This window comes from Phaeobacter italicus (assembly GCF_001258055.1).
GTDB lineage: Bacteria > Pseudomonadota > Alphaproteobacteria > Rhodobacterales > Rhodobacteraceae > Phaeobacter > Phaeobacter italicus.
Map to the genome: position 1 here is coordinate 45,390 of NZ_CVRM01000003.1, position 14,467 is coordinate 59,856.

Below are 14,467 nucleotides of genomic sequence, written 5' to 3' on the forward strand. Positions count from 1 at the left end.
ATCCCTGAAGTCTTAATGAGGATGGTTAATAAACCCTTTCGGATTTCCATCAAATTGACGGTGAAGTGTCAGGAATGTGTTCACATATGCCTTTTTCCGCCGATTCAGCCGAGACCCTGGCCCTCAAGGCGCTGGGTTGGCTGGCCGGCAATGACGAGTTGCTGCCTGTGTTTCTCGGGTCCACCGGGGCAAGCGAGTCGGATCTGCGGGAGCAGGCGGCCGATCCTGCGTTCCTTGGCTCGGTGCTGGATTTCCTGACAATGGATGATGCCTGGGTGATGGCATTCTGCGACAGCTTGGGCATCGCCTATGAGATCCCGATGCAGGCGCGGATGGCGCTGCCGGGCGGCGCGCAGGTCCACTGGACCTGAGCCGCTGAGACGAGCCACAGACAAGCACTGACAGGTTGTCACTTGCTGGCTGTTCCAAACGGCTGGCGACAACGGGGCGGATCGCCTATCAATTGGCAAACGGGGCAAATTCGCCCCGGCCTTGAAACTTGGCCCGCCGGATAGGACGGGCCCCGACCGAAGGACTGCCCATGCCCGTTGATGCCCTGCTGTTTGACAAGGACGGAACACTTTTCGATTTTGCGCAGACCTGGAACACTTGGGCGGCAGAGGTGCTGAACACGCTGTCGCGCGGTGATCACGCCGCCAAGGTGGGAATGGCGCGGGTGATCAGCTATGATCTTGATCGCTCCGCCTTTAATGCCGACAGCCTGGTCATCGCAGGATCCAACGACGAGGTGGCAGAGGTGCTATCCCCTTTCGTGGCCCATATGGATCTGCCGGAACTGACGGCCTTTCTCGCCCAAAGCGCGGCCACTGCGGATCTGTCTCCGGCGGTGCCGCTGGCTGCGTTCCTTGATGACCTGCTGGCGCGGGGAAAGGTGCTGGGGGTGATGACCAACGATTCCGAGATCTCAGCCAAGAGCCAACTGGAGCGCGCTGGGGTGTTGGATCGCTTTGCCTTTGTGGCGGGCTGTGACAGTGGCCACGGCGCAAAGCCGGACCCCGATCCACTGCTGGCGTTTTGCAAGGCTGCAGGCGTCGCTCCGGAGCGGACGGCGATGGTCGGTGACAGTCTGCACGACCTGATCGCGGGGGCTGCGGCCGGAATGCGACGCATTGGTGTGCTGACGGGCATGGCAACGGCTGCTGATCTGCAGGACCACGCGGATGTCGTGTTGCCGAATATCGGTCATATTCCGGCGTGGCTCGACGCCTGAAACTTGTCGCACTGTACAGAAATGTACAGAAATTCGCCGCGATGGGCCGGTCTTGGTTGAAAAGCGACGAGACCTGTCGGTAACAGGCAATTCTTGATGACCGGACCGGGGCCTGCTGATGAGGTGGGCGCCGGCTCCTTGTCTGGTGGGCGCCCGAAATAGCGGAGGGCGGCCATGACGATACAAACACGCAGCAGACGGCGCGGGGGCGGACGTGCAGGTGCAGCGCAGCGGCGCGGCGATGCCGTAATCGAACAGTTGCCCTGGTCGATCCCGCAGGTGATTGACCCGCCCATCGAACCTCTCCCCCCCGAAGGTGTTGCGGCCATCCATGATGGTGCCATGCGCATCCTGGAAGAAATCGGCATCGTTTTTCTGAACGATGAGGCGCTGGCAATCTTCAAGGAGGCGGGCTGCAAGGTGGACGGCAATATTGTCTATCTTGATCGGGATTTTGTGATGGAGATGGTGGCCAAGGCCCCGTCGGAATTCACCATCACGCCGCGCAATCCGGAGCGTGTGTTGCCCTTTGGCGGGCGCAACATTCTGTTTGGCAACGTGTCCTCTCCGCCCAACTATTGGGATCTGTCCCTGAATGCCAAGGTGCCGGGCAACCGTGAACAGATGCGTGACCTGCTGAAGCTGACGCAGTATTTCAACTGCATCCATTTCGCAGGCGGCTACCCGGTGGAGCCGGTCGATATCCATGCCTCTGTGCGGCATCTGGATGTGCTGTTTGACAAGCTCACCCTCACCGACAAGGTGATGCATGCCTATTCGCTGGGTAAGGAACGCGTCGAGGACGTGATGGAGATGGTGCGCGTCGCAGGAGGTCTGAGCGACGAAGAGTTCGAAGCCAAGCCGCATATGTACACCAATATCAACTCGACCTCTCCGCTGAAGCATGATGAGCCGATGATTGACGGTTGTCTGCGTCTGGCGCGTCGGGGGCAGGCAATTGTGGTGACACCCTTCACCTTGGCGGGCGCGATGGCGCCGGTGACGATGGCGGGCGCGGTGGCGCAATCCATCGCAGAGTCCCTCTCTGCCATTGCGTTGTTCCAATATGTCCGGCCGGGCATCCCCTGCATGATCGGGACGTTTACGTCCAACGTGGACATGAAATCGGGCGCGCCGGCGTTTGGCACCCCGGAATATATGCGATCCACCCAGATGACGGGGCAGATGGCCCGGTTTTATGACCTGCCGATGCGGTCATCCGGGGTCTGTGCGGCCAATGTCCCGGACGGGCAGGCGATGTGGGAGACGTCCAATTCGCTATGGGCGGCGGTGCAGTCAGGCACCAACATGGTCTACCACTCTGCGGGCTGGCTGGAGGGCGGGTTGATTGCAAGCCCGGAGAAGTTCGTGATGGACTGCGAAGTCATCCAGCACATCCAGCGCTATCTGCAACCACAGATCACCGCAACCCGTGGGGAAGATATCGCGTTGGAAGCAATTCGCGAAGTGGGCCATGACGGCCATTTTTTTGGTACCCAGCATACTCAGGATCGCTATAGCACCGCGTTTTATCAGCCGTTTCTCAGCGATTGGCGAAATTACGAGGCCTGGGAGGCAGCAGGCGGTGTCTGGACAGCAGAGCGGGCGCATCACGTCTACAAGGAGATCGTTGGCAGTTTCGAGGCCCCAGCGATGGATGATGCGATCCGAGAGGAACTGGCCGCATTTGTCGAACGCCGCAAGGCAGAGGGAGGCGCGCCGACCGATTTCTAACACCGGTTGAGGGGAAGTTTCGCCGCCTCTCACCTCTGCTCAAGTTCCATGCAAGTGTATAAGCCGTTTCAACCAACGAAGGAATCGGGCTTATGAGCGACATGACCGCGGCGACGGTGGCGAAAGCGAGACTCCCCGTGATTGGCCTTGGAGCGGGCAGCGGTTTTGCTGTCTGGTTGCTGGCCGAAGCGCTGCAGCAGGATGTGCTGTCTCCCAGCCTGTGGCTGGCGGCTTTTGCCTTTGTCGGTAGCCTGTGCTGTGGTGCGCTGGCGATGATCGGTCCCTTGCCGATCCATCGGGCGCTGAAGGGTGGGGGGCTTCTTGCGGTGCCGATGACGGGCCTTTTGCTGTTGGCTTCTCTCAGGTTTTCGGTGGCGACCGACCTTCTGGACGGCCCGGCCCTGGTGCTGATGGCCATCGCTCTTGGCGGGGTATCCTGTTCCTTTCTGCTGATGTGGCTGCGTGGGGCGCAGGATTGGCTGAGCTATGATGCGCTTTCTGCTGCCAGTTGGGGCATTGCCTTTCGGCTGGGCTGTGGGATTGCATTTGTCTTTGTCCTCTGGGGGCTTGGACTGCTGTCCAATGCGTTGTTGGGTTTGGTGAACATCACCTTTCTCGAAGACATTGCGGATACCGATTGGCTGGCTCTGACATTAAGCGGCGCGGCGTTCGGGCTGGGGCTGGCTGTGGTGCAGGAGCTGGGTGATGGCCATGCGCCGGAGCTGTTGTTCCGGCTCATCAGTCTGCTTCTTGTGCCGGTGTTTGTCGTTGTTGGGCTGTTCCTGCTGGCGATCCCGTTTCAGGGATTGTCGAATGCCTTTGGCCATCTGTCCTCTGCTGCGACGCTGATGGCGATGGCGGGAGTGATCGGGACGCTGATTTGCGTCGTGCTTTACCGGTTTCGCCAGCCACGGGGGCTGACTGGGCTGACAACCCGCGCCCTTGCCGTGGCGCTTGGGCTGGTTGCAGTCCTGTGCATCTGGGCTGTGATGATGCGGATTTTCCAATACGGCTGGACCCCTGATCGGGTCTATGCGGCGGCCCTTGCTGCGCTCGTGTTGCTGCATGGCGTCACCTACGCAGTCGTTGCGGTGACGGGGGGCGTGAACTGGGCGGCCAAGTTGCGGCGGGCGGTGGTTGCTCTTGGTCTTGTGACGGCCGCCTGGCTGGCGATTCTTCTGAGCCCGCTTGCGGATGCCGGGCGCATTTCGGCCGCCAGTCAGATTGCGCGGTTCAACGCGGGAGAGATCCCAGTCCACGAATTGCCCCTGTGGGAGATGGCGCATGATTGGGGGCGCGCGGGTCAGGCCGCCCTTGCAACGCTTGAGGTAGCAGCACAGGCGCAAGGGGATGGCGACCTGCTGGAGCGCCTGGAAATTGCCAAAGCCGCGGACACCCGGTGGGAAGCGCTGGCCGCGCGAGAACCCAATACAGCGGATCTGGCCGCGCGTCTGTCGGCGCTCTTGCCTGTGCAGCCTGCCGGACAAGTCATTGATGCTGATTACTTCTCTGAGATCGAAGCCTTCAACCTCAACCGTTGGATCAGCAGCTGTGAGCTGGTCCTGCAAAACGGTCGGCGGGGATGCGCGGCAATCGTGGAACCTCTTGGCCCGCTTGGCGTTGGGGAACAGGTCGGCGGTGATACAACCCTTTTGGTGCTGGTCCCCCCTCATGATTTGACCCGGCTTGAATTTGTCCCGCTGACCCGGCGCAACGGGAAGACAGAGGCCGGGTATTCGATCACTTTGGGGAATTCCGCGCATTCTGCCGCAGGGGCTGCTGAACTGCTTGGTACAGTACAGGATGGTCTGTATGAGGTTTCGCCAAGCCGTCAGATGACGCTGAAACTGGGTGAGATGGAAGTCCTGTCACAGCCCTGACAAAATGCGGTCGAAATCATCCGCAATTTTAAATGTTGGCCCTTTCTTAACCAGCTTGGGTCAAGAGTAACGAGACGCAACAAGGGGCCAGCAATGCACGGTCTGATCAATAGGGCATTCCAGGGGTTTGTCAGCACCACCTTCGGCGTGGAAAGCTGGCTGACGATCATGGATAGGGCAGAGCTCGGCTTTAGCGAGTTCGAAGCCATGCTGACCTATACGGATGAGCAATCCATGATCATGCTGCGGTCTGCCGAAGAGGTGCTGAATCGTCCGCTGCCAGAAATGCTGGAGGATATGGGAACCTTCCTCGTCTCCAACCCCCAGGTCGAAGCGCTGCGGCGGCTGTTGCGGTTTGGTGGGGTGAACTACGTCGAATTCCTGCACTCGCTTGACGATCTGCCAGATCGCGCGCGCCTTGCCGTTGCGGATCTGAACCTGCCGGGGCTGGAGCTGATCGAGCAGGCGCCAGGCCAGTTTGAATTGCACTGTCAGCCCGGCCTGCCAGGCTATGCCAACGTCCTGATGGGGGTGCTGCGGGCAATGGCGGATGATTACGGCGATCTGGTTTTCCTCGATCACTCCGGCACGCATGACGGGGCAGAGGTGATCGCGATTACCCTTGTGGAAACAGAGTTTTCCGAAGGCCGCGCCTTTGATCTGGGAGCGCATTCGCTATGAAGATCGACATCCTTGATTTCCTGGGCATCAGCGATCAGATCTGCCCGATGCATGTGGTTATCGATGCCGAGGGCAAAATCCTTGCAGCCGGTCCCACGCTCAAGAAGCTGCGCCCGGAAACGGAATGGGTTGGCAGTTCCTTCTTTGATATTTTTGATCTGTCTCGCCCGCGTTGGGTGCAATCGACGGCTGACCTGATCAAAACCGCAGGCTCCAAGCTGCACCTCAATTTTCGCGAGGCGCCGCAGACCGGGTTGAAGGGCGTACTGGCGCCGCTGCCAAGCGGTCAGGGGGCCTTTATCAACATGTCGTTTGGCATCTCTGTTCTGGAGGCCGTGCGCGACTATGACCTGACCAGCGCCGATTTCTCGCCAACCGATCTGACGATCGAGATGCTTTACCTGGTTGAGGCGAAATCAGCCGCGATGGAGGCATCTCGTCAGCTGAACCTGCGTCTGCAGGGGGCCAAGATCGCGGCAGAGGAACAGGCCTTTACTGACACGCTCACCGGGTTGAAAAACCGCCGGGCGATGGATCACATTCTCAATCGCCTGATTGCCTCGGGGCGGGATTTTGCCCTGATGCATGTGGATCTCGACTTCTTCAAGGAGGTCAACGATACCCTGGGCCATGCTGCCGGTGACACGGTGTTGCAGCATGTCGCGAAGCTGATGGTGCAATGCACCCGGCAGAACGATACGGTCGCCCGTGTTGGTGGCGATGAGTTTGTGTTGATTTTCGAAGGTCTTGTGGATCGTATCCAACTGTCTGGCATCGCCCGTCGCCTGATCAGCAGCATCGAAGAGCCGATTCCCTTTGGGGATCGCTCCTGCAATATCTCTGCCAGTGCCGGAACGGCGCTGTCTTCGGCCTTTGCTGCGGTCGAGGATGGTGCCCTGTTGCTGCATCAGGCGGATGTTGCGCTCTACGCCGCCAAGAACGCAGGCCGTGCGCGCCATTTCTTCTATCAGCCGGGCATGGAGGGGGCAGAGGCCTCCTGAGGGCCACACTTTCGTCCGTGGCGCAGGCCCGCGGGGAAGACAGCAGTGGAACGACACGAAGGGGGCCAATGGCCCCTTTTTTCGTGCGTTTGCTGGCCCGTGGCAGGGCAGGGTGGTCTGGGACAGATGGAACTGTCGCGCGCAGACGCAATCAGCGTAGTGTCGCTGCAGTATTTTGTTTTTTGGGGAGAAACAGAAGTGGCAGCCCGTAGGGGAATCGAACCCCTCTTTCCAGGTTGAAAACCTGGCGTCCTAACCGATAGACGAACGGGCCACGCTGTCTGTGAGGGGGTGTTTACTTAGTCCGCTGGCCGGGCGCAAGAGGCATTTTGCAGGAAAATGCGATTTTTTGAGAGAAATTCAAAAATCGCGCAAATCATTGATCCAATGCGGGAAAATGGCATGCGTCAGGGGCAGGCCTGTGGATAAGTTCCAGCCTGCGTGCAGGAGATCATGGTCTGTGAATGCACCAAGCCCAAGGCGTTCTGCGAAGGGTTGTCTGCCTGCCTTGAACCTCGGAAATGAAGGTCGTGAACGGCCAAAAGCAAGTCATCAAGGATGCGCGAGGCTGACGATTTGAAGGAGGAAAAGTGGCAGCCCGTAGGGGAATCGAACCCCTCTTTCCAGGTTGAAAACCTGGCGTCCTAACCGATAGACGAACGGGCCACTTGGTGTGAGCGGGTATTTAGTGGCTAGCGCCGAAACCCGCAAGAGAAAAATGCAGTTGATGGGAATTTATTTTGGAGGGCGCTGAAAGATGTCTTTTTTCATGGGGTTACGAGGTCCCGGTGGGGGCGGAACCTCGAATTGCTCTTAGGCTTCTGCGGCATCTTCCAGGCGCAGTTGAACGGACTGGCGGCCGCCCCAGGTGTTGATCTCCAGCCGCCCTGCAAAATGAAAGCGGGCGCCACCGTGATCGAGCAGTCTCGGCCCCAGAGCGGTGTCAAACGCGCCAAAACAGATTGCGTCGATGCCGCTGCTCAGCCCGTCGCTCAGTGACAGTTTCAGATGGCTTTCGCCAATCCGCTTGGCAAAACGGACCTGCAAATCAGGAAAGCCGTAGCGCGGGGCGGGGGCCCCCGCGCCAAACGGGCCTGCCTGGTCGATCTGTTCGATCAGCGGCACTGTGGCCGCACCGGGCATCAGCATTCCGTCCAGCTTCAGATCCGCAGGACCAAGATCCCCTGCGCCCTGCTTTGCGAGCAGCTCGGCCAACCGCTCCATTGCCGGTTCCAGTTTGTCACGGGACACGGTCAACCCGGCAGCCATCTTGTGGCCCCCGCCTTTGACAAACAGGCCTTCTGCCGCAACTCGCTGGATGGAGGCGCCAAGGTCAATGCCGCTGACCGAGCGACCGGATCCCTTGCCTTCGTCGCCATCCAGACCAATGACCACCGCAGGGCGGCCTGTGGCCTCTTTCAGGCGAGAGGCGACAATGCCGACCACGCCGGGGTGCCAGCCTTCTCCTGCGGCCCAGACCAGGGGGGCATCAAACCCGCGCGCTTCGGCCTGCTCCAGAGCGGCGGCTCGCACGGCATTTTCAATTTCGCGCCGCTCGGTGTTGAGTTCGTCAAGACGGGCAGCAATCGCTTCGGCTTCGGCGGGGTTTGTCGTGGCAAGGAGCCGGGCGCCAAGGTCGGCCTTGCCGATGCGACCACCGGCATTGACGCGCGGCCCAAGCAGAAACCCCAGATGATAGGTCGATGGCGCCGAATCCATGCGCGATACATCAGCCAGGGCCACGAGACCCGGACGCTGGCGTGCGGCCATGACCTTCAGCCCCTGTCGAACCAACGCGCGATTTGCGTCAACCAGCGGCGCAACATCGGCGACAGTTGCGAGGGCGACCAGATCCAGAAGCGCCATCAGATCAGGGCCGGTGCCCAGCCCCTTGTCGCGCATCTGCCGGCGCACTTCGACCAGCATCAGAAACACCACGCCGGCGGCGCAGAAATACCCCAGATCGCCATCTTCGTCCTGCCGGTTGGGGTTCACCACGGCAACGCAGTCGGGCAGGGTCTCACCGCCAAGGTGGTGATCCAGCACGATCACATCGGCCCCCATGGCGGCCGCGATAGGCCCGTGCGAAAGGGTGCCGCAGTCCACGCAGACGATCAGATCATGGTCGCGGGCAAGCGCTGCCATCGCCTCGTCATTGGGGCCATAGCCCTCGTCGATCCGGTCCGGCACATAGAGAGTGGCCCCCAGCCCTGCCTGTTGAAGCCACACCAGAAGCAGCGCTGCAGAAGAGCCTCCATCCACATCGTAGTCGGCAAAGACCGCAATGCGCTGGCGTTTCTCCACCGCTTGCAGAAAGCGGGCGGCGGCGATCTCCATGTCCTTCATGCGGCGCGGATCTGGCAGCAGCTCCTTGAGCTGCGGTGTCAGAAACCCCTGTGCCTCATGCGCGGGGACGCCGCGCCGGGCCAGCACCTGACATACGGCTGGGGGCAGGCCGATCTGCTGTTCCATCATCTCTGCCGCGCGGGCGGTATCCAGATCGGGGCCGATCCATCGGCGTCCGGTCAATGAGGTCTCAACACCCAGAAAGCTCACTAGTCCTGCCTCCGTCAGTTGGGGCTGTCATGAAACAAAGGCCGGAGTCGCATGGACCCGGCCTTTGATGTTCAGATACCGAATGTTCGGGGGCGGCTGCAAGCGCCGCGGTCCGATCACTGGTGAGAGCTGAGCGGCGTGCGATAGTTCATGCGACGCACGGAGCCGGTTTTGGAGCGCATCAGCAGCGTGGTGGTTTCCACCCAGCCCGGTGTACGCTTGATCGAGGGCAGTAGCGAACCGCCGGTCACGCCGGTTGCGGCAAAGATCACCTCCTGCGTGACCATCTCGTCGCGAGAGTAGACGCGATCCAGATCGGTGATGCCTGCCTTGGCGGCGCGGCCTTTTTCGTCGTCGTTGCGGAACAGCAGGCGGCCAAAGATCTGACCACCCATGCATTTTAGCGCCGCAGCAGCCAGCACGCCTTCGGGCGCGCCACCCTGGCCCATGTACATGTCGATGCCAGTGATTTCGCTTTCGGCACAATGCATCACGCCCGCAACGTCACCATCGGTGATGAGGCGGATGGAGGCGCCGGTTTCGCGGACTTCGGCGATCATCGCTTCGTGGCGGGGGCGTTCCAGAATGCAAACGGTGATGTCAGAGCTGGCACAGCCCTTGGCTTTTGCCAGTGCTTCCACACGTTCACGCGGGGACATGTCCAGAGAGACGACGCCTTCGGGATAGCCCGGGCCAACCGCCAGCTTGTCCATATAGGTGTCGGGTGCGTGCAGCATGGAGCCACGCGGCCCCATCGCGATCACGGTCAGTGCATTCGGCATGTCTTTTGCGGTCAGCGTGGTGCCTTCCAGCGGGTCAAGCGCGATATCCACGCCGGGGCCATTGCCGGTGCCGACCTCTTCGCCGATGAACAGCATCGGCGCTTCGTCGCGTTCGCCTTCGCCGATCACAACAACACCCGCGATGTCGAGCAGGTTCAGCTGTTCGCGCATGGCGTTCACAGCGGCCTGGTCTGCCGCCTTTTCGTCGCCGCGCCCGATCAACGGTGCAGATGCCAGTGCGGCCTGTTCGGCCACGCGGGCCAGGCCGAGCGACAGCATGCGGTCGTTAAATGCGGCGTCGTTGGTGTCAGAAGTCATAGCCAATGTCCTATCTCAATCGCGGGTCGGTGAGGCCGCATACCCTGCATTTTGGCGCGCGGGCAAGGCCTGATGGCGGTAACAGGGGCATCGGGCGGCCCCTGACCGTGGTCTGTTGCGGCTGTGCCGCCACCTGTGGTGGCTGGCGGTTTACAGTTCTTCGATGCGCAGGGCGACAGGTTCGCCCTCTACCACACCGGTCTTTGCCAGATCTTCAAGCGCCGTCTGCAGAATCTGCGAGGTGCATTTATGGGTCACGATCAGCACCGGTGCGGTCGGCTCGGAATGGCCATATTGGCGCATCCGGTCGATGGACACACCGGCATTGCCAAGCGCGGCTGCGACCTTGGCAAGGGCGCCGGGTTTGTCCTGAAGCGACATGCGCAGGTAATGCGGGGCGGGCAGGCTGGTTTGGGCCGGTGCGGCCTCTTCCAGCGAGGTGGCAGGCTGGCCAAAGGTTGCAATGCGGAACCCGCGGGCAATGTCGCAGATATCGCCCATGACAGCGCTTGCTGTGGGGCCTTCACCCGCGCCTGGACCCCGCAGCACGATCTGCTCAACCGCGTCGCCTTCGATGACGACCATGTTGGTGCCACCTTCCAGCTGGCCAAGCGGCGAGTTCGCAGGCACCAGGCAGGGCGACATGCGCTGTTCCAGGCCGCGCGCGGTGCGCTGTGCAACACCAAGGAGTTTGATCCGGTAACCCATGTCTGCGGCGTGGCGGATGTCATCAAGGCTGATGCGCTGAATGCCTTCGAGCTGAACATTGTCAAAGGCGGGTTTGGTGCCAAACGCGATAGAGGCGAGCAGCGCAAGCTTGTGACCGGCATCAATGCCACCGACATCAAGGTTCGGGTCCGCTTCCAGATAGCCGAGCCGGTCGCATTCCTCAAACAGGGCGTTATAGCCCTGACCGGTCGCTTCCATCTGGGTCAGGATGTAGTTGCAGGTGCCGTTCATCACGCCCATCACGCGGGTCACGTCGTTGCCTGCGAGCCCTTCGGTCAGGGATTTGATGACAGGAATACCCCCGGCAACAGCAGCTTCGAACCGGATCACGCGCCCTGCGGCCTCGGCCTGCTCTGCGAGGGCCTGACCGTGAATGGCGAGCAGTGCCTTGTTGGCTGTAACGACATCTTTGCCCGCGGCCAGCGCGGCCTCGGTGGCGCCTTTGGCGGCGCCTTCATGGCCGCCCATCAGCTCCACGAAGACATCGACATCATCGCGGGTTGCAAGCGCGACCGGATCGGTTTCCCAAGCATAATCGCCCAGGGGCACGCCACGGTCTTTGCTCGCGTCACGTGCAGAGACTGCTGAGATCTGGATCGTGCGGCCGGTGCGGGCCTCCAGCAGGGCTGCCTGGCGGCGGATGATCTTGATCACGCCGGTGCCAACCGTGCCCAAACCTGCAATACCAAGGCGAAGCGGCTCTGTCATAGCTGGAGATCCCTTATTCCCAAAAAATACCTCACCGCCTTAGCGGGTTCGGCGCAGGGGTGCAACGCCAGCGGAGGCCGGAGGAGGACAAAACCGGGAGAGGTGGCTTTGGGGGGCAGAAACAGCGCAGAAAACGGCGCTCTTCAGGTGCAAACGTCAGGGTTGGGCGTTGCGCAGTGCGTCGGCGCGCGCCTGAAGCCTCGCTGCGCGGGCTTCCAGTGACTGCTCGATTGCCTGACTTTCCTTGGCCGGGGCAGGGGAGGTTGCCAGTGCACTGTCCAGCGGGATCAGATCCGGGTAGGCGGTGCCGCGCAGATCCGGGGTCAGGCGGTCTTCCAACTCGGGCACCCGCACACAGGCCGTTGCCACAGCCAACCCGATCACGGCGCAGGATAGGGGCACAGTGGCAATCAATCGGCGGAACTGATGTGTGGGCTGCATAAAAACCGTCCTTGTTGGCTGCGTCCTTGATGCACATATTGGCAGCATGGCACAAGCTTGGCGAAAACGCGCAGCTGGGTCTTTTATATGAACATTCGTTCAGTTAGGCTGAGGCTATGGCACGTACGCAAGGTTCACATTCTGATATCACCGGTCCGCGCATCCGGACAGAGGCATTGCGCCTGTTCGCTCAGCATGGCTATGCGGCCGTTTCCATGCGCCAGATCGCGTCTGCGGTTGGCGTGCAGGCTGGTGCGCTTTATAATTACACGCCCGACAAGCAAAGCCTGCTGTTCAGCCTGATGGAAGGCCACATGACCGAACTGCTGGCAGCCTGGCATGAGCAGGAGGCGGCCTATACGGCAGAGGCCAGCGATCCAAAGGCAAAGGTGCTGGCCCGGCTTGAGGCCTTCACCCGCTTTCACATCCGCTTTCACCTGGAACGGCCGGACGCGGTTTTCATCGCCTACATGGAATTGCGCAACCTCTCAGAGGACAATTTCACGGCCATCGAATCCCTTCGGCGGGAATATGAAAACGCGCTTCAGGCCATCCTGAAGGAGGGCGTGCGGCTCGGCGTTCTGCACGTGCCGGATCCCAAGATCGCGACGCTTGCGGTGATTGCGATGCTCAACGGTGTGATGACCTGGTATCGCAGCGGTGGCCGCCTGTCGCTGGAAGAGGTCGAGGGGATTTATTGGGACATGGTGAAGAAATCGATGCAGGTGTGAGCCTGTTGGATCTGCAAAGCCCCCGCCTGACCGTTCGGCCCTGGCAGGACTGTTCTGTCGTGGAGCTCGCGGCCCTGTTTGATCCGGAGGTTGTTTGTCACCTGCCACCGGTTTTTCACGCAGCGCAGGACGATGCAGAGCGCCGCTCACGTCTTGCGGGACTGTCGCGAGAGGCGGAAGTGGTCGCGCTTGCGCGGCGTGATCTGCCTCGGCGGCCTTGTGTCGGGCTCTTGATCCTGTCGCATGCGGCGGCTGCGGCGGACACTGGGGAAAACACCTGCCACCTGGGCTATCTTTTTGCAAAATCTGCCTGGGGCGCGGGGCTTGCATCAGAGCTGATTTCGGCCCTGCAACGCCATCTTGCCGTTGGCCCAACGGTGAAAGTGTGTGGCGGCGTTGAACCGGACAACCATGCCTCGGCTCGTGTGCTGGAGAAAGCGGGATTTCAGCGCGACAGCGACGGAGCCGGGGGAGAAATCCGCTATAGCTGGACCAGTGGGCGGGCGCAGCCCGACGAATGCGGACTGCGCGGTTTCGGTGGTTAGTGCTGCGGTCTGATGAACGTGCCGTTGCGCAGATCGCGAAACGCCTGATTGAGCTCTTCGCGGGTGTTCATCACAATCGGGCCATGCCACGCCACGGGCTCTTCGATTGGGGCACCTGATATCAGCAGAAAACGCACGCCTTCCGGACCTGCTTGAACGGTGATCTCATCGCCTGTTCCAAAGCGGATGAGAGTGCGGTCTCCGGACATGTCGCGAATATGCAGCTCCTCGCCTGCGACTTCCTTTTCCAGCAGGATGCCCTGTGGCGGTGCCGCGTCGACAAAGGCGCCCTGACCTGCAAACACATAAGCAAAGGCGCGTCGGTATGTGTCGATGCGGAATGTCTTTTTGACACCTGGTGGGACCGACACATCCAGATACTGCGGATCAGCCGCAATCCCGTCGACGGGGCCGCGTTTGCCCCAGAAATCGCCAACAATGACCCGGACGCGGGTTCCATCGTCATCGATCACTTCTGGAATGTCCTTGGCCTGAACATCCTGATAGCGCGGCGCGGTCATCTTTTGACTGGCGGGCAGGTTGCCCCACAGTTGGAAGCCGTGCATCTGCCCCTTGGCGTTCCCCTTTGGCATCTCTTGATGCAGAATGCCGGAGCCAGCCGTCATCCACTGGACATCACCAGCCCCCAGCGTGCCGACGTTGCCGAGGCTGTCGCCATGGGCGACGGTGCCTTCCAGAACATAGGTGATGGTTTCGATCCCGCGATGAGGGTGCCAGGGAAAGCCTGCCTCAAAATCCTCGGGGCGTTCGTTGCGGAAATCATCAAACAGCAAGAAGGGGTCCAGCTCGCTCGGGTCGTGAAACCCGAATGCGCGGTGCAGTTTCACGCCTGCGCCCTCCATGGTCGGGCTGGCGGGGCGTTTCTCTAGAATAGGGCGGATGGACATGATCGCTCTCCGATGATGGTGTCTGCCTTCTAGATAGAGCGTGCGGATTTGGTGGCAAAGATGCAGTGCCTCACGGGGTGTGTGCATCGTTGCACAGGTCAAACACACGGGTCAAACACACGGGTCAAACACACTGGCCAAACCGCAGTGCGGGATGCTCGCCATGTTTCGGCTGTTGCTGGGTGATGCCTGACCCGGCTGCGGCAACTGGGGGCTAGGCCA

13 protein-coding genes and 2 tRNA genes are annotated in these 14,467 nt (G+C 60.9%); 8 read left to right on the forward strand and 7 right to left on the reverse strand.

What is annotated here, in order from left to right; all coding sequences use genetic code 11:
• The first annotated feature begins 86 nt into the window (after positions 1 to 86).
• The 6 genes from NIT7645_RS01305 (at position 87) to NIT7645_RS01330 (ending at position 6,527) form a co-directional block, all read left to right on the forward strand.
• The gene (locus NIT7645_RS01305; protein ID WP_008559949.1) at positions 87 to 371 is read left to right on the forward strand and encodes a DUF3572 domain-containing protein; all 285 of its coding nucleotides are present in this window, start codon (positions 87 to 89) and stop codon (positions 369 to 371) included.
• Between the two features lie 170 nt (positions 372 to 541).
• Entirely contained in the window at positions 542 to 1,231 is a 690-nt protein-coding gene (locus NIT7645_RS01310; RefSeq protein ID WP_008562089.1) for an HAD family hydrolase, read from the forward strand.
• 174 nt (positions 1,232 to 1,405) lie between these two features.
• Positions 1,406 to 2,965, forward strand: coding sequence for a trimethylamine methyltransferase family protein (locus NIT7645_RS01315; protein ID WP_050685797.1), 1,560 nt, complete (start codon positions 1,406 to 1,408; stop codon positions 2,963 to 2,965).
• A 92-nt stretch (positions 2,966 to 3,057) separates the two neighbouring features.
• Positions 3,058 to 4,845: a DUF4153 domain-containing protein gene (locus tag NIT7645_RS01320; RefSeq protein WP_050685799.1), complete on the forward strand. Its 1,788-nt coding sequence runs from the start codon at positions 3,058 to 3,060 to the stop codon at positions 4,843 to 4,845.
• A 93-nt stretch (positions 4,846 to 4,938) separates the two neighbouring features.
• On the forward strand, positions 4,939 to 5,526 hold the full coding sequence (locus NIT7645_RS01325; RefSeq protein WP_008559683.1) for a heme NO-binding domain-containing protein: 588 nt from the start codon (positions 4,939 to 4,941) through the stop codon (positions 5,524 to 5,526).
• A complete protein-coding gene (locus tag NIT7645_RS01330) occupies positions 5,523 to 6,527 on the forward strand; it encodes a diguanylate cyclase domain-containing protein (RefSeq protein WP_008562640.1) in 1,005 nt (334 codons plus the stop codon). The genes NIT7645_RS01325 and NIT7645_RS01330 overlap by 4 nt, the downstream gene beginning before the upstream one ends.
• A gap of 199 nt (positions 6,528 to 6,726) precedes the next feature.
• On the opposite strand, the gene NIT7645_RS01335 is transcribed toward NIT7645_RS01330, so the two are convergent.
• The 6 genes from NIT7645_RS01335 to NIT7645_RS01360 all read right to left on the reverse strand — a co-directional run bounded on the left by NIT7645_RS01335 (position 6,727) and on the right by NIT7645_RS01360 (position 12,061).
• Positions 6,727 to 6,801, reverse strand: a tRNA-Glu gene (locus NIT7645_RS01335).
• Positions 6,802 to 7,118: 317 nt separating this feature from the next.
• Positions 7,119 to 7,193, reverse strand: a tRNA-Glu gene (locus tag NIT7645_RS01340).
• Positions 7,194 to 7,340: 147 nt separating this feature from the next.
• Positions 7,341 to 9,083: a single-stranded-DNA-specific exonuclease RecJ gene (gene recJ / locus NIT7645_RS01345; protein ID WP_008560360.1), complete on the reverse strand. Its 1,743-nt coding sequence runs from the start codon at positions 9,081 to 9,083 to the stop codon at positions 7,341 to 7,343.
• A gap of 116 nt (positions 9,084 to 9,199) precedes the next feature.
• Complete coding sequence (glpX, locus tag NIT7645_RS01350) at positions 9,200 to 10,183, reverse strand: class II fructose-bisphosphatase (protein ID WP_050685801.1); 984 nt, start codon at positions 10,181 to 10,183, stop codon at positions 9,200 to 9,202.
• Between the two features lie 150 nt (positions 10,184 to 10,333).
• The gene (locus tag NIT7645_RS01355) at positions 10,334 to 11,620 is read right to left on the reverse strand and encodes a homoserine dehydrogenase (protein ID WP_008562167.1); all 1,287 of its coding nucleotides are present in this window, start codon (positions 11,618 to 11,620) and stop codon (positions 10,334 to 10,336) included.
• Positions 11,621 to 11,776: 156 nt separating this feature from the next.
• Complete coding sequence (locus tag NIT7645_RS01360) at positions 11,777 to 12,061, reverse strand: hypothetical protein (RefSeq protein ID WP_008560088.1); 285 nt, start codon at positions 12,059 to 12,061, stop codon at positions 11,777 to 11,779.
• A gap of 116 nt (positions 12,062 to 12,177) precedes the next feature.
• Between NIT7645_RS01360 and NIT7645_RS01365 the strand changes: the two genes are divergently transcribed.
• Together NIT7645_RS01365 and NIT7645_RS01370 are read left to right on the forward strand one after the other, a co-directional pair.
• A complete protein-coding gene (locus NIT7645_RS01365) occupies positions 12,178 to 12,792 on the forward strand; it encodes a TetR/AcrR family transcriptional regulator (protein WP_008559187.1) in 615 nt (204 codons plus the stop codon).
• Positions 12,759 to 13,337, forward strand: a complete 579-nt coding sequence (locus NIT7645_RS01370; protein ID WP_008562068.1) for a GNAT family N-acetyltransferase — start codon at positions 12,759 to 12,761, stop codon at positions 13,335 to 13,337. The genes NIT7645_RS01365 and NIT7645_RS01370 overlap by 34 nt, the downstream gene beginning before the upstream one ends.
• Here the strand turns inward: NIT7645_RS01370 and NIT7645_RS01375 are convergent.
• Positions 13,334 to 14,245: a pirin family protein gene (locus tag NIT7645_RS01375; RefSeq protein ID WP_008560224.1), complete on the reverse strand. Its 912-nt coding sequence runs from the start codon at positions 14,243 to 14,245 to the stop codon at positions 13,334 to 13,336. The genes NIT7645_RS01370 and NIT7645_RS01375 overlap by 4 nt on opposite strands.
• Positions 14,246 to 14,467 lie beyond the last annotated feature (222 nt).